This window comes from Bradyrhizobium sp. USDA 4354 (genome assembly GCF_054060315.1).
The window spans coordinates 5,789,268-5,804,638 of record NZ_JBSSDC010000001.1; the positions used below are offsets into that span (position 1 = coordinate 5,789,268).

The following is a 15,371-nucleotide window of genomic DNA, read 5'->3' on the forward strand; positions in this document are numbered from 1 at the left end:
CGGCAAAAGGCTCGAATGGCATCGGTTGAAGAAGTGACGTTGCGGGGCGTTGAAACGCATGTCGCGCACATCCCGTTGGGGCGGATGAGCGTGGACATGCCGGCGGGATGATCGATGCACGCATCGCAGTCGCGCCGGGAAAAACAGGGCCGGATCCACCGGCTGAACTGCGGTGCCTAAGGCCGAACGGCCGGAAGGAGCCGCGAAACGAAATGTCGACCCGGCACGCCCTCAACGAGGGGCGGGACCGGTCAAAACTAAGGACGGGGCAAGACGATGCGGATTGAGCGGCGCCACACCACTTCGGGACAGTCACCTTATGCGGGAATCGAATTCCGGCTGACCACGTCGGAGATCAGGAATCCCGACGGCTCGGTCGTGTTCAAGCTGGACAATGTCGAGGTCCCGACCGAGTGGTCGCAGGTCGCCTCCGACGTGCTCGCCCAGAAGTATTTCCGCAAGGCCGGCGTTGCCGCGCGCCTGAAAAGGATAGAGGAGGAATCCGTCCCCTCCTTCCTGTGGCGCTCCGTGCCCGACACCGAGGCCCTCAGCCTCCTGCCTGAGAAAGAGCGCTATGTCAGCGAGCTCTCGGCAAAACAGGTGTTCGACCGCCTCGCCGGCTGCTGGACCTATTGGGGCTGGAAGGGCAAGTATTTCTCGACTGACGACGACGCCCAGGCCTTCTATGACGAGCTCCGCTACATGCTCGCCATGCAGATGGTCGCGCCGAACTCGCCGCAATGGTTCAACACCGGCCTGCACTGGGCCTATGGCATCGACGGCCCCGGCCAGGGCCACTATTACGTCGACCCCTTCACCGGCAAGCTGACCAAGTCCAAATCGGCCTATGAGCATCCGCAGCCGCATGCCTGCTTCATCCAGGGCGTCGGTGACGACCTCGTCAACGAGGGCGGCATCATGGACCTCTGGGTCCGCGAGGCGCGCCTGTTCAAGTATGGCTCCGGCACCGGCTCGAACTTCTCGCGCCTGCGCGGCGAAGGCGAGAAGCTCTCCGGCGGCGGCCGCTCCTCGGGCCTGATGAGCTTCCTCAAGATCGGCGACCGCGCCGCGGGCGCTATCAAGTCGGGCGGCACCACGCGCCGCGCGGCCAAGATGGTCGTTGTCGATGTCGATCACCCCGATATCGAGACCTATATCGACTGGAAGGTGAAGGAGGAGCAGAAGGTCGCGGCCCTCGTCACGGGCTCCAAGATCAACCAGAAGCACTTGAAGGCAGTGCTGAAGGCCTGCGTGAACTGCGAAGGCTCGGGCGACGACTGCTTCGACCCCGAGAAGAACCCGGCGCTCCGCCGCGAGATCAAGCTGGCGCGCCGCTCGCTCGTGCCTGACAACTACATCAAGCGCGTCATCCAGTTTGCCAAGCAGGGCTACAAGGACATCCAGTTCGACACCTACGACACCGACTGGGATAGCGAAGCCTACCTCACCGTCTCCGGCCAGAACTCCAACAACTCGGTCTCGCTGAGGGACGACTTCCTGCGCGCGGTCGAGACCGACGATGACTGGAACCTGAACGCCCGCACCTCCAAAAAGGTGACGAAGACGCTGAAGGCGCGCGACCTCTGGGAGAAGATCGGCTACGCCGCCTGGGCCTCGGCTGATCCGGGCCTGCACTTCAACACCACGATGAACGACTGGCACACCTGCAAGGCGTCCGGCGACATCCGCGCGTCCAATCCGTGCTCGGAATACATGTTCCTGGACGACACGGCGTGCAACCTCGCCTCGGCGAACCTGCTGACGTTCTACAACACCACGACCAAGCGCTTCGACGTCGAGGGTTACGAGCACCTCTGCCGGCTCTGGACCATCGTGCTGGAAATTTCGGTCATGATGGCGCAGTTCCCGTCGAAGGCGATCGCCGAGCTCTCCTACGAGTTCCGCACGCTCGGTCTCGGCTACGCCAATATCGGCGGCCTCTTGATGACCATGGGCCTGCCCTACGACTCCAAGGAAGGCCGCGCGCTCTGCGGCGCGCTGACCGCAGTCATGACCGGCATCACCTACAAGACCTCGGCCGAGATCGCGGCCGAGCTCGGCACCTTCCCCGGCTACAAGAAGAACGCCGCGCACATGCTGCGCGTGATCCGCAACCACCGCCGCGCCGCGCACGGCCAGTCGAACGGCTATGAGGCGCTCAGCGTCAACCCGGTGCCGCTCGACCTCGTCTCCTGCCCGCAAGCCGACCTCGTCAGCCACGCCCAGGCGGCCTGGGATGCGGCACTCGAGCTCGGCGAGAAGCACGGCTATCGCAACGCCCAGACCACGGTGATCGCGCCGACCGGCACGATCGGCCTCGTCATGGATTGCGACACCACCGGCATCGAGCCCGACTTCGCGCTGGTCAAGTTCAAGAAGCTCGCCGGCGGCGGCTACTTCAAGATCATCAACCGCGCCGTGCCGGCCGCGCTGCGCGCGCTCGGCTATCGCGAGAGCGAGATCGCGGAGATCGAGGCCTACGCCGTCGGCCACGGCTCGCTGGCGAATGCCCCCGGCATCAACGTCACCACGCTGAAGGCCAAGGGCTTCACCGATGAGGCGATCGCCAAGGTCGAGAAGGCCCTGCCGACCGCCTTCGACATCAAGTTCGCCTTCAACAAGTGGACCTTTGGCGAAGACTTCATCCGCGACCAACTCGGCATCGGCGCCGAGGCGATCGCGGCCCCCGGCTTCGACCTGCTCCAGGCCGTCGGCTTCACCAAGCGCGAGATCGAAGCGGCCAACGTCCACATCTGCGGCGCGATGACGGTGGAAGGTGCCCCGCACCTCAAGGCGGAGCACTATCCGGTGTTCGACTGCGCCAACCCCTGCGGCAAGATCGGCAAGCGCTATCTGTCGGTCGAGAGCCACATCCGCATGATGGCAGCGGCGCAGCCCTTCATCTCGGGCGCGATCTCCAAGACCATCAACATGCCGAACGACGCCACGGTGGAGGACTGCAAGTCCGCCTACATGCTGTCGTGGAAGCTGGCGCTGAAGGCCAACGCGCTCTATCGCGACGGCTCCAAGCTCAGCCAGCCGCTCAACTCGCAGCTCATCAGCGACGATGAGGACGAGGACGATGCGGTCGAGACGCTCTACGAGAAGCCGATGGCTGCGCGCGCGACCCAGGTCTCGGAGAAGATCGTCGAGAAGCTGGTCGAGCGCATCATCGTGATGCGCGAGCGCGAGAAGATGCCTGACCGCCGCAAGGGCTACACCCAGAAGGCGGTCGTCGGCGGCCACAAGGTCTACCTGCGCACCGGCGAATACGACGACGGCCGACTCGGCGAGATCTTCATCGACATGCATAAGGAAGGCGCTGCGCTGCGCTCCTTCATCAACAACTTCGCCATCGCGGTGTCGCTCGGCCTGCAATACGGCGTGCCGCTCGACGAATATGTCGATGCCTTCACCTTCACCCGCTTCGAGCCGGCGGGCCCCGTGCAGGGCAACGACTCGATCAAGTACGCGACCTCGATCCTCGACTACGTCTTCCGCGAGCTCGCGGTGAGCTATCTCAGCCGCTTCGACCTCGCCCACGTCGATCCCAACGAGACGGGCTTCGACGCACTCGGCAAGGGCGTCGAGGAAGGCAAGGAGCCGGACGAGGACGGCGGCCACCACGCCACCAAGCTGGTCTCGCGCGGCCTCACCCGCTCGCGCACGGACAACCTCGTCGTGATGCGCGGCGGCTCGACCGCGGTCTCGCAAGGCAACGACAGCGCCCCCGCCGGCGGCAGCAAGGTCACCGCCCTCGCCGCACACGGTGCGTCGGCCCGTGTCGGCGACGCCCTCGAAGGCGCCGTCGCCCTGAAGCAGGAAGTCCAGCACGACCTCTCCCCGACGGAGAAGCTCGAGCAGCTCCAGTGGAGCAAGGCCGGCACCGCCGCAACCGCGGCTCCGACAAAGGCCGAGCGTCGCGCCGAAGCCAAAGCCAAGGGCTACGAGGGCGAGATGTGCTCGGAGTGCGGCAACTTCACGCTGGTGCGGAATGGGACTTGTATGAAGTGCGATACTTGCGGCAGCACGACGGGGTGCTCGTGAGGGGGTAGGCTGCCTTCGCGAGGAACGCCATGCCCGGGGCCCTCCCCCGGGCATCCACGAAGGGCGGCCGAAAGGCCGCCCCTTTTTGCATCGTTGAAAGTCTAGCGATAGACACCAAATTGCCTTCAGGCTTCCGACCACCCCCGATTGCAATCTATCAACACGCCGTCCGATCCCTTGGCCTAACCCGAGGTCCACATGGCAAGTATCGTCGAAAGCCTACAGAGTGATGCGCTCAAACCTGAAATCTCGGTTTCAAATCTGCTGAGAAGCGTGAAGCTCATCGCAGCGAAGCTCAAACTGGGTCAAATAGAGGATTGGGTAGAAAAAGAACTGAGCGGGTATGGAGATGAACCCATTCCCAGCTACCGCACCGTCAAGGGCCTTCCAAGAGCACACAATCCATATCGCGGCTGGATACCCATAGTGATGGAAGATCCCAAAATGATGGAAGCGATTTCCAGCCGAGAGATAGGTCAGAAAATTTCCGAACTTGAAGATCTGCTAACCGACAAGTCAGAGACGACACTCCAAATTCCTTTCTCAGCAGACATAATTGCCCAGCTTAATCGAGGAGCAAACGTCCAACTCCCAAAAATGTCGCTACTTGTAGGTCGTTCGACCGTCGTTGGGATTGTTGATGCTGTCCGAAACAAAATATTGGATTGGGCCATAGAACTAGAGAAGTCTGGAATTATGGGATCAGAAGCTTCCTTCAGTTCTGACGAACAAGCACGTGCTCAACAACCGAACGTGACGATGCATATCGGGAGCATCGGAAACTTTGTCGGAAATTTGGGTGTCGGCAACTCCAGTGGAGATATTGCGGTCGGCGCCATCGACTCCAAGCAAGTTAGTGATTTGGTCGCTCAGATAAAAAAGCACGAAAATGATCTAGTCGAAGTCGGAGCTAGTTCCCAAGCTTTAAAGGACGTTCTCGCGCGCCTCGATGAAGCGCTGAACGAACAGCAGCCGCGTCAGGGCGTACTGCGCTCCCTATTACAGGACTTGCGCGCAATCGTCGCCAGTTCAGCCGGAAACCTAGTGTCCTCCGGAGTGCTACATATTATCAATCAAATCCTCGGAACGGGCGTTCCGTAGCCCCATTTGCGATCCCTTGCTTGGCCAGCAAGGCCCGCTGCATCTGAAACCAGAAAGCACCTTGAGGTCCTTTCATGACTAGCAACTCCGAATGGCCCAATCCCAACTGGCACATCGGTCAAACCAAGCACCTGCATGCCCTCGGCGTGATTACATCGGCATTTAACCAGCTCGAATTCGCGCTCCTACTATTCTTCAAGCGATACATAGTGGCCGATCCCAAAGCCGCCCAAAAACTCTTTACGCTTCTTTCGAATTACAACATCACTGAATTAATACGCGATGCGGTAGAAGTGAGAGAAGCACACGAAATAGTGCGGGATTCCTCATTGCACTTCCTAAAGGGATTCGAGATTCTTGAATGGAACAGAAACTTTCTTGCTCACTCCCATTCTATCCTCAACAACCCAGAACAACCTCATCTGACCTTCGGAAAGGGGTCTCGAAGTCAACTACACGTATGGAGCTTTGCTCATATGACATTGAAGGAAATTAGGGCGGTTGCAGATGATATTCATGATTTCTGGTTGTTCGGATCCCACCTCGACCGATGGCTTATCGGTCGTGGCACGCTAATCTTTTCGGACGGGCACAGAGAGACGGTCGAAATGCCCGATAAACCACCTCTTCCAAAAAAACTCGCAACGGTACCCCACGGAGTTCTCGAAAATCCGAGTGCCCCTTAGCCAGCGTAGCCCGTGGGATGGGTAGAGCCCTTGCTAAACCCATCGTTCAACGGCAGCTATTGATGAGGATCGCTCGCTCTTCATCCTACGCAGCTAGTCCAGCTCTCAATCACTGAAATTCTAAATTCTCCGAATTGCGATGACGGCGCTGGCCAGCACTGTCACCGCAATTGCAGTTTGGTTCCGGCTTCGATGCTCATCAATCCGCCGCCGGAATAGCCTTTGCGGTCGCGCCCTTCGCCTCTAAACTCCCAACCTCACCGGCATGGGTTCCGTCGGGCCCGGTAGAAGCGGAGTCGAGTTATGCCCAAACCGGAAAGCTTCGCGATCGAGAAGATCTTCGTTTCCACGAAGCAGAGGAAAGCCATCAAGCCCGAGACCGTCGGGGAGATTGCGGAAAGTATTCTGGAGATCGGACAACAGGAGCCCATTTCCGTTCGGCTCGACGGAGACCGCCTCGTTCTGGTCGAGGGACTGCATCGGTTAGAGGCCTGCAAGGCGCTCGGCGAGACGACCATTCTCGGCGTCCTGGTCCCGGCCGAGCTTGCCCAGCACAAGCCGCAGCTAGCCGAACGGCCCGAAGTCGAGGCCGAGCGTATCAAGATGGCGCGATTGAAGCAGTTGCGCCTTGAAAAGGAAGCCGCAGAGGCAACGATGGCTGCCTTGAAGGGCGTCGGCGCAACGGAAGCGCCGCGCACCCGTTCGACGAAAGGCGTCCGCGACAATCCGAAGGCATTACCGGGCCGGACTGCGAAATCGACACCGAAAACATTGTCGGACTGGATCACGCAGCAAAAGAGCAGCGGCGGCCGCTATTGATTGTCGGCGCCAGAATTTTGATGCCGGCGCGCCACGGCCATCCTGCAGGGATCTGAATCAGCGGCTTCTCGCCGGATCCATCGAAGCTGCATCGGCAAGATCTCACCACATGGCCGCCACGCGAGCGACAGCCCACAATCGCGATTTCAGCGCAAACGCGACGGAGGCTCGCGGCTTCATCGATATTCAGGAGCCATTTGCAATGTTGAGTGCGGTGGAAAATAAGCCAAAGGGAAAATCCGGCCGGCGCGGCGGGAAGAAGAAGTCGGGACAACGGACCGGGGCCGGCGAGCAACGCGCAAGGGCAGCGCATCAATTGCCGGATGCCTCGGCGGAGAACAGGCAAGAGCCCGAACATGTGACCGAGCAAGAGCCGAGCCGACAGATCAGTGCGAAGATACCTTCGGCTGCAGCCTTGCCGGACGAGGCTTCCGGGATGGAGATGGCTGCAAGCCCGCCGGTCGCACCGGTCGAACCCTTCCAGGCCAGCACGCAGGCGATTGCCGAGGCCTATAGCGACTACATCAGGACGTCGCTTGAGCAAGCCTGGAGCTTCCTTGGAAAGCTCGCGACGGCGCGTTCACCGGTCGAGGCCTTTGAGCTTCAGATGGAGTACGCGAAACAGGCGTGCGATTCGTTTGTCGCCGAATCCCAGAAGATCGCCGAGTTGCATGAGCAATTGACCAGACAAAGGGTCATGCATCTTGAGGGGTTCGTGGCCAGGCTCACCCAGACGACACTCGAAATCCGCGCGATACATCACTAACGGCAGCTGCGTATTCCAGCGCAGCGGGGCCGGAAGCCCCTGGGATGGTCATTCGTTGATGGGCTTGGCTCCGCTTGACCATCCCAAGAATTGCGCTTTGCACAGTCGCCGCGCCACCCCACCCCACGCGCGCACCCCCGTCCCACTCCCTCGCCTGCCATAATTTCTCCTTTGCACGCGCGTTGTGTCTGATAGCGGCGAGACCTATCCTTCCCGGTGATCGGACTGCCTCCCATTGACGCCCGACCGGATGGAGAGCGCATCGATGCCTGAGACGTACGACCCCAAACCTGATACCGACAAGCCTGATGCGGCCAAGCCGGACGAGGCGCGCGCCGACGGTGGGCTGGCGCGGGCCTACGACCGGATCAAGAGCGCAGAGGAAGACCTCGCGCGGCTGGACCGGCTGGTTTCCGGAATGGAACGCAACAGCGAAGCCCCGCAGACCTCACACGCAAGCGCCGCCGCGACGGCAGCCGCCACTTCCGCAAACAAGACGGCGGCGCCTGATGCCAGGGTTCTAAACACCAAGCCTCGCGATCAGGGCCTGAGGGGAGACCGGGCCATGACGCGCGCTTTGGTCATTCTCGTAATGGCGATCGGCCTGCTCGGTGCCGCCGTCGCATCGCAATATAGCGACGAGGCCAAATCGATCAGCAAGTCGATCATGGCGCGATGGGCTCCGCCGGCCGCGAGCGCACCCCCGCAAGCGTCCGCGGCGGAAAGCCCGACGCAACCGGCGACGGTGCTGCTGGCGGCCGCGGATGAGCCGAGCGCGGCGCCTGCGGCGCCGGAGCCCAAGGACACGGAAAGCGCCCCGAAGCCTGCCACCACGGCGGCCGAGCCGTCATCGTCCGAGCTCGCGCAATCGCTCAAGACCATCACGAACGAGCTTGCGAACATCAACGGCAAGCTCGAGCAGCTGAAGAGCCGCAGCGAGCAGACCCTGCGCGACCAGGCCGCCACCATCGAGCAGCTCAAGGCCGCGCAGGAGAAGGATGCGGCGGACAATGCGCGCCTCGCCGCGCAAGTGCAGGCGCTGCAAACGCAACTGAGCGCGTCATCGGCATCATCCGCGTCTGCAGCCGCCAAGCCTGTCGTGCGCAGTGTGAACAACGATACGGCTGCGCGTGCCCGGCCGCACGTACCGGACGCCGCGCCTCGGCGGCCAAGGCCGCCGCCGCGAGGTCCCTGGATGCCTCCGCCCTATATGGCCGACCCTTACGGCTATCCGGATTGGTGAGCCCGAAAGGCGCGGGCTTGTTTCCCGACGGCGCGATTGGATTTGAAGCCCTACGAGCTGCGGCTTCGGCTCGCCCTTAGTGGACGGCGTTAAGCGCCCAAGTCTACCTTCCAGCCGAGCGAAGGTCTTCTGCGACGCCGTCGAAGGCGTTCTGACTCGCGACGGCCCCGCCCTGCTCCACATCGGTTGCTGTCGACTGCTGACGCTTGCCGACCCCAAAAATATCATGCACCAGCCCAAGCTTGCCCAGCCCGAGGATGATCAACCCATTGATGTCGATCTCGTACCAGGCATGCGAGAGATACGCATCCCGCGGAAACCGGTGGTGGTTGTTGTGCAGCCCTTCGCCAAATGTCAGGAACGTGGTCACCAGTTCGTTCGTCGTGCCGTCGCCGGTCTGGAAGCGGCGGTAGCCCCAGCGGCCGTCGCTGTGGCAGACCGAGTTGACCAGCGAGGTGGCCATTGTCATGAGGTAGCTGCGGAACAGGCCGGAGAACAGCACGCAGCCGACCATCGTGTGCACGCCACCGAAGGCGTAGCCGATCGCGCCTGGAATGATCAGCGCCGACAGCGCGTACCAGTACCAGCGCGTCCTGGTGAAGAACATCGCGATCGGGTCGGCCAGGATGTCCTTGGCGTAGTATGAGGCATCGGTGGTCTCGCGGTCCCACACCCAGCCGCCTTGCGCATGCGACATGCCCTTGGCGAAGCTGGCATAGGGGCTGCCGCCGCCGTCATAATAGGGGCTGTGCACGTCGCCGGGCCGGTCGGAGTGAAGATGGTGCCGCCGGTGGTTGCTCACCCATTTCAGGATCGAGCCCTGCACCGCCATCGTCGCGAGCGCGGCGAAGATCGTCCGCATCACCGGACCGCAGCGAAAGCTCCGGTGCACGAAGTAGCGATGCATGAAGCCGATCCCGATCGTGGACAGCACGAACGTGCCGGCGAAGACCGAAAGCTCCACCCACCCGATGCCTTGCCAGAAGGCCCAGACCAGCGCCGCGATCGACCCTCCCACCATGATGGCGAAAGAGATGTAGGAATCGCGAAACTTGGCGTCGACTACAGGGCCTTCGGTAAGCACCCCCGGTGGCATCTTCCGCTCCGAAAGCTGCTCGGACGCCACGCTCTCAACCACGGTCATTTCAGCCGATCCATTCACGTGATGCACTCTTCCGCGGTGCAGCGTACAACCCCTGGTTATCTGGAGCAAGGACCCGGGGCGGCCTCGGGAGCACGGAGCTGCGGCCTGCAGGGCGTAACCCACCTCTTTCGTGTCTCGGGTGATAAACAATGGTGGGTTACGCTGGCGGACTGCGCTTCGCGCAGCCGCGAGCTAACCCACCCTACTGACCTCGGTGGATCTCGACCGCAATGTCACTGAGACGACAAGTTTTGCAGGCCGCAGGATGGGTGGAGCGATTTGGCTCGACGGGCGGAAGCGATCCGCATCGATGCCGCGCGCGATGCCCGGTTCAGCAAGAGCTCAACCCATCCTGCGAACTACCCCCTACGCCCGCCTCACCGTATCTCGCTCATCGTCACCGTGGCGGCGATCCCGGTCAGCTCGGGCTCTTGCGGCGCAAGCTCCTCATCGAAAGATGGGCCGACCGAGACTTCGGTCATTCTGCGCTTGACCTGTTCGCAGGTCTTGCGGACGTCCTCGGTGAACAGCGCGCATTCTTCGATGCGCTTGAAGATCTTCCGTCCCTCTTCACGATATCCCGCCGCCGTTTCTCGCATGAAGGCGATCGCATCATGAACCTGGGCTGTCAGCGCCTCGCATTTCTGCGCGGCGTCGATCAACTCGGTGCCCATGGCCTCGATCTCTTTTGCGGCGGACTCATAGTCGCGAATGACCGCCTCTGCACTGAGCGCGCCGACGCGCGACACGCCCGCGGTGTGCTCGACGTAATCAGGCAGAGCAATTGAAGTAATAGGGCTTCCCGAGCGGATCGACGCGATGTCCGCTTCGAGTTGGACCAAGTTGACCCCTTCCCGTCTGCGCAATTGTTCGACACTTGCCATGACTCATCCTCCCAATAGGCGCCCATAACCCCAAACAGCATTGGGTTTATTACGGGGATAAGTGTCGTTCTACTCCGATGTATTGTTGACAGCCTCAAGTCTGCCACTTTTTCCTAATCGCCACCCTTGCACGCGGAGATAACGGCTCATCAGAATTCAACTTCTCCGGGCCGCGATTGGCGAGATCGTCAATTTCGCAAGAACTCGACCCGTCCAAAGACAAATGAGCCCGTCCGGATGGTTGAACGGGCCAAAGCGGGAATGACTTGAGGTTGAATCGATTGCCGTGGCAGGTTCACCTCTCATCGACGGCGCTTTGCGCCGGCAGCGAGTTGGTTCAGTTCTGCGTCCGCCGCCGGCCGATCATCTCATGCCCGGAAATGTGATTGTGACTCACCACCAATACGGCCACCGCCATCCCTCATAGCGAACGTATGACGGCACCAACGGCGGACCGTAGGGATCGACCCGGTCGTCTTCAGGGCGATAACGATAGCGTGGAACAACATTGTAGTCCCACGGCGTCGGCCGGAGCACCGGCGCCGTGACGATCAGCCGCTGCTGCGGTTCACGAACGACGACAGCCTTCCGCGTCCGGGCTTCAGCACCTGACGTCCCAAGGCTGCACAGCACCAGCGCCATTCCGAGCGCACACGCGATGGTCTTTTTCTTCATGCGTTGGTCTCCTTCCCCAAGAGAGTGCAAAACGACGCAAATCAAGGCAAGCGAATTCGCGCGCTATGTTGCGCGAATGCCCGTTGTCGGCCCTCCGCGACATCTCTCCACCGTCATTGCGAGGAGCCCTTGCGACGAAGCAATCCAGACCGTCCCCGCGGAAAGATTCTGGATTGCTTCGCTGCGCTCGCAATGACGGAGAATGTGACGGCACTTCGGAGTGCGACGCCCGGCGAACGCCTACGCCGCATCCACCTCCTCGGGCGCCGGCCCCGCAACAAGCCCGTCGAGACCGACCATCAACAGATCGGCGATGTGCATCAGCTGGTACAGCGGAATCTCCGCCTCGCCCTGCTCCGCCTTCGACAGGAAAGCGGGCGCGACGCCGATCTGCTCGGCGAGCTGGGCTTCGGTGTAGCCGCGAGTCTCGCGCGCAGCCTTGACGCGCGCACCGATGCCGAGCCGGTGCTGGGCCTGCTCCTCCGCGGTCATCATCACCGCCTGCTCGTCCGCGCTCGCATAACCGTCCGCGAACGCGCTGCCGATCAGCCGGCCCCTGCGCCAGGCGACCCGGCAGTCTTTGCGCAGGCCGCTCGAAAAGATCAGCGTGAACTGCTCGGCGACCCATAGCGACGAATTGAGCTCCAGGCGCGCGCCGGTGCCGGAAACGTCGCGGATCGTGCAGGGCACGCTGACGGTGCTGCCGCTGCCGTTGTCGAATTCGACCATGCCGGTCCTCAGCGTGTGATGCCTGACTGCAGCACGATGATCGCTCATGATAGCTCCCGTAGACTTGCGGCAGCGTCGAACGACGTGTCCGACGCAGGCGCAATCGGGGCGAAGATACCGCAGAATTTCCCTGTAACTCCTAAACCTCGAGCGATACGGCCGAGACCGGACAGCATGGTAAAGGAATCCCTCCCCACGTGCGAAGCTACTCTCGATCACTCGCGCGCGCGGCTCAGAGCCTCTTCCAATTTCTTTCTCTGCTTGTCCCAGCGGGCCTGCTCGGCCTCGGCGCGCTCGTCGAGCGCGGCCCGTTCGGCTTCGATCTCCTCCGCCTTCGCTTCGTGCTCGCGCCTTGCCTTGTCCAGTGCCGCTTCGGCTGCGGCAACCGCCTTGTCGCGGCGCGCGCGCTCCTTGGCGCGGGCCGCCTCCTCTTTTCGGCGCTCGGCCTCGCGCCGTCGCTCCTCCTTCTCGAATGCCGCGGCGGCCTTGCGGGCGGCCTGATCGTCGATCTCGCGGGATGTTTTCTTTGCGGTCTTGGCCGGACGCTTCTTGGGCTTACTTCCGGGCTTGGCCTCGCCCTCGGCGAGATTGGTCGGCAGCTCGGCGCTCTCGGTGAACGGGCCGTCCGAGCCCACCGGGCGCTTGAGCACGACGCCCGGCTTCGCCATGGTCGCGGCGACGATATCGGGGTCGTCAGTCTCCTTCGCAGCGCCCTGATGGAAGAGATTGGAGCTCGCGCCCCAGGCCTGAAGCGCCGCCTTCATCGAGGGTGCGGCGATCGCCTGATCGAAGAAGCCGAGCGAGGTCTGGTAGGTCTTCAGTTTCTTTGGCATGTCGCTCCGCGATTCGGATTCACCCCTCTGCCAAAAACCGTCGCGAGCGTAGCCCGGATGGGGTGAAACGCAATCCGGGTGGTCAAGCGTATTTGGCCACGGATTACGCGGGCGCTCCATCCGGACTACGAACTTTCAAGCAGCGCATCATATCCCTGCGCGCTGAAGGCCAGCAGACAGAAGCCGTGCCCGAACGGATCGGCCAGCATCGCGATCCGCCCATAGGGCGCATCGCACGCGGGCACCTCAAGGATCGCACCCGCGCTGAGCGCACGCGCGACGGCAGCATCGACATCGTCGACGACGACGTCGACATGCACGGGCGTCCAGTGCCGCTCGTAGCGGCGGCGGTCGCTGCCGGCGCCGACCGTGCCGGCCGGCTTGGTCAAGAGATACACCGGCGCCGGCCAGCCGAGCAGCTCGACGAAGTCGGCGCCGAAGCGGCGGCCGACCGTCAGGCCGAAGGCCTCGGTGTAGAAGGTCGTGGCTTTGCCGACGTCCGGGACGTCGATGTTGAGGAGGAAGGTCATGAGGGGCTCGTCGCAGGTTGCGGAGCGAGCGTAGCCCGGATGGAGCGCAAGCGTAATCCGGGATGGTGCCGCACCTGAGGGTTCCGGATTTCGCTGACGCTCCATCCGGATCGACGTTTGAAGCGCCTCGCCAATCGGACGAGCGCCACCATGCCATCATGCCACTGTTTTGCCCGTTCGCAGCTTTTCCTTGCTTTCCCGGTCCCCGCCTCTACGGTCGCGCCGCGAACGAACCGCGAGACGAGACCAGTCATGAGCGACACGATGAAATGCCCGACCTGCAACTCCGAGCACGCCTACCAGGACCGCGATCTCTGGGTCTGCCCGGAATGCGGCCATGAATGGAGCGGCGCGGCGGAAGCGGCCGCAGACACGGCGCAGGATGCGGGCGTGCGCGATGCCAACGGCAATGTGCTCGCCGATGGCGACAGCGTCATCGTGATCAAGGATCTCAAGATCAAGGGCTCGTCCTCGGTCGTCAAGGGCGGCACCAAGGTGCGCAACATCCGCCTGCAGGATGCCAGCGACGGCCACAACATCGCCTGCAAGATCGAGGGCATCGGCGCGATGAATCTGAAATCGGAGTTCGTGCGGAAGGCGTAGCTTGCGCCAGCTTTGCCGCGGCAACGCCGCGCGGCCCCTCATGACGGCCGCTTCTTCACAGCGGTGAGTCGAGCTTGAAGAAATCAAGTGAGGCAGTGGGCCCCGCCTCTCCGCGGAACCCACCTGCCTTGACGCGATGTCAGCTCAGCGGGCCGCGCCCGTGGTGACATCAGCGGTGTTCACCTTGCGCGGGCCGAGCACCTTCGCCTGGTGCACCGAGGCGACCGTGGTGGGCGTTGCGAGCTGCTGCTCGACATGCGCAGCACCGAGCACGCGCACCTGCAGCGGGGAGACCGGAAAACCGTTGGCCTCGTAGGTCGGCAGCTCGGCGGCGACGGCCGCGGTACCGCCCGCGATGGTCAGGAGGGCGGCGGCGATCGACAAAATCTTCTTGTTCATTGGTAATGCTCCAAGCATGAGAGTCGGAGCATATTTAGGCGCGTTTTGCTGCAATGCGACATGCATTGTTGCATCGCAACAGCGCGTGCACTGCATGACGATATGCCTAATGCGTACAAGGCCTTGGACGAATCACGCCGGCCGCGACATGGCATAGGCGGTGCTCAGCCACCGAGCACATTGCCCCAGCCATCGAAGAGGTAAGTCTTCCAGGCCACGGTTCCATCCGCGCCGGGCCGACTGGCACGCCGGTAGTCATCGGCCTGATCGGCGGTCCAGGTGATGATCGTGTCCGAAAGACGATCGTGCAGGATGGCGGGCTCGGTGGGATCGAAGTCGTTCATGGGACGAAGCGAGGAATGTGTCATGGCGGCTCCAACGCTCCAGCCGCCGCAAAGTTGCGGCAGGGCGTCGGGCAAAACATCGCGTCAAGGAAAGTCGAATTGAAGAGCGATGCAACAGAACGCGTTCAACGCCGTCGCCAGCGATTGCAGCTTCGCGACGAGATTGGTGCCGAGGCGTAGATGATCTCGACGATGGCGAGCGCGATTCCGGCTGCGATCAGGCCGTATTCGATCGCGATGGCGCTAGATTCATCGGCGACGAATTTCACAGGCGATGTCCTTCCCGCTTCTACCGGAGATTGCGGCACGAAAGAAATCACGACCACAATTCAAGATTGCGTAAATGCAATCGCTGCAAGTTGACGATAATGCTGCATTTGCCGACGTTTTCGCGCCGAGGCAATGCTGGAACCGTCATGGAACCCGCGTTGCACCTCGGCAACACCCGCCTCGAAAAGCCCGCATCCGCCGATTTACGCCATTGCGCCGCCACACCGTCCCCCGAACAATCGACGCGCTACGTGCCTTTCCGTGCAAGCCTGTTTTCGTCAAGAATGTTTGCATCATG

15 protein-coding genes and 1 pseudogene are annotated in these 15,371 nt (G+C 62.2%); 7 read left to right on the forward strand and 9 right to left on the reverse strand.

Going from position 1 to position 15,371, the window contains the following annotated elements; all coding sequences use genetic code 11:
* Positions 1-276: 276 nt before the first annotated feature.
* From ACVIIV_RS26925 to ACVIIV_RS26950, 6 genes are all read left to right on the forward strand, one after another.
* Positions 277-4,047 carry a vitamin B12-dependent ribonucleotide reductase gene (locus ACVIIV_RS26925; RefSeq protein ID WP_456746846.1) on the forward strand — a complete coding sequence of 1,257 codons (3,771 nt, stop codon included), beginning with the start codon at positions 277-279 and terminating at the stop codon, positions 4,045-4,047.
* Positions 4,048-4,245: 198 nt separating this feature from the next.
* Entirely contained in the window at positions 4,246-5,148 is a 903-nt protein-coding gene (locus ACVIIV_RS26930) for an AbiTii domain-containing protein (protein ID WP_456746847.1), read from the forward strand.
* A 74-nt stretch (positions 5,149-5,222) separates the two neighbouring features.
* Positions 5,223-5,834: a hypothetical protein gene (locus ACVIIV_RS26935; RefSeq protein WP_456746848.1), complete on the forward strand. Its 612-nt coding sequence runs from the start codon at positions 5,223-5,225 to the stop codon at positions 5,832-5,834.
* A 303-nt stretch (positions 5,835-6,137) separates the two neighbouring features.
* The gene (locus ACVIIV_RS26940) at positions 6,138-6,653 is read left to right on the forward strand and encodes a chromosome partitioning protein ParB (RefSeq protein ID WP_456746849.1); all 516 of its coding nucleotides are present in this window, start codon (positions 6,138-6,140) and stop codon (positions 6,651-6,653) included.
* Positions 6,654-6,762: 109 nt separating this feature from the next.
* Complete coding sequence (locus ACVIIV_RS26945) at positions 6,763-7,419, forward strand: phasin family protein (protein WP_456746850.1); 657 nt, start codon at positions 6,763-6,765, stop codon at positions 7,417-7,419.
* A 265-nt stretch (positions 7,420-7,684) separates the two neighbouring features.
* A complete protein-coding gene (locus ACVIIV_RS26950) occupies positions 7,685-8,662 on the forward strand; it encodes a hypothetical protein (RefSeq protein ID WP_456746851.1) in 978 nt (325 codons plus the stop codon).
* Between the two features lie 103 nt (positions 8,663-8,765).
* Here the strand turns inward: ACVIIV_RS26950 and ACVIIV_RS26955 are convergent, their stop codons facing one another.
* The 6 genes from ACVIIV_RS26955 to ACVIIV_RS26980 all read right to left on the reverse strand — a co-directional run bounded on the left by ACVIIV_RS26955 (position 8,766) and on the right by ACVIIV_RS26980 (position 13,457).
* A complete protein-coding gene (locus ACVIIV_RS26955) occupies positions 8,766-9,806 on the reverse strand; it encodes an acyl-CoA desaturase (RefSeq protein ID WP_456746852.1) in 1,041 nt (346 codons plus the stop codon).
* A gap of 377 nt (positions 9,807-10,183) precedes the next feature.
* Complete coding sequence (locus tag ACVIIV_RS26960; RefSeq protein WP_456746853.1) at positions 10,184-10,690, reverse strand: hypothetical protein; 507 nt, start codon at positions 10,688-10,690, stop codon at positions 10,184-10,186.
* Positions 10,691-11,083: 393 nt separating this feature from the next.
* Positions 11,084-11,365 (reverse strand): hypothetical protein, encoded by a 282-nt coding sequence (locus tag ACVIIV_RS26965; protein WP_456746854.1) that lies wholly within the window; start codon positions 11,363-11,365, stop codon positions 11,084-11,086.
* A gap of 240 nt (positions 11,366-11,605) precedes the next feature.
* Entirely contained in the window at positions 11,606-12,142 is a 537-nt protein-coding gene (locus tag ACVIIV_RS26970) for a helix-turn-helix domain-containing protein (RefSeq protein ID WP_456746855.1), read from the reverse strand.
* A gap of 167 nt (positions 12,143-12,309) precedes the next feature.
* Complete coding sequence (locus ACVIIV_RS26975) at positions 12,310-12,927, reverse strand: cell envelope biogenesis protein TolA (protein ID WP_456746856.1); 618 nt, start codon at positions 12,925-12,927, stop codon at positions 12,310-12,312.
* A gap of 125 nt (positions 12,928-13,052) precedes the next feature.
* The gene (locus ACVIIV_RS26980) at positions 13,053-13,457 is read right to left on the reverse strand and encodes a VOC family protein (RefSeq protein ID WP_456746857.1); all 405 of its coding nucleotides are present in this window, start codon (positions 13,455-13,457) and stop codon (positions 13,053-13,055) included.
* A gap of 252 nt (positions 13,458-13,709) precedes the next feature.
* Here ACVIIV_RS26980 and ACVIIV_RS26985 point away from each other — a divergent pair, with 252 nt between their 5' ends.
* Positions 13,710-14,060, forward strand: coding sequence for a zinc ribbon domain-containing protein YjdM (locus ACVIIV_RS26985; RefSeq protein WP_456746858.1), 351 nt, complete (start codon positions 13,710-13,712; stop codon positions 14,058-14,060).
* A 144-nt stretch (positions 14,061-14,204) separates the two neighbouring features.
* On the opposite strand, the gene ACVIIV_RS26990 is transcribed toward ACVIIV_RS26985, so the two are convergent.
* The 3 genes and pseudogenes from ACVIIV_RS26990 to ACVIIV_RS27000 form a co-directional block, all read right to left on the reverse strand.
* On the reverse strand, positions 14,205-14,459 hold the full coding sequence (locus ACVIIV_RS26990; RefSeq protein ID WP_456746859.1) for a hypothetical protein: 255 nt from the start codon (positions 14,457-14,459) through the stop codon (positions 14,205-14,207).
* A 164-nt stretch (positions 14,460-14,623) separates the two neighbouring features.
* Positions 14,624-14,827 carry a hypothetical protein gene (locus ACVIIV_RS26995; RefSeq protein WP_456746860.1) on the reverse strand — a complete coding sequence of 68 codons (204 nt, stop codon included), beginning with the start codon at positions 14,825-14,827 and terminating at the stop codon, positions 14,624-14,626.
* 60 nt (positions 14,828-14,887) lie between these two features.
* Positions 14,888-15,072 (reverse strand): annotated as a pseudogene (locus tag ACVIIV_RS27000) (Flp family type IVb pilin).
* Positions 15,073-15,371: the final 299 nt, after the last annotated feature.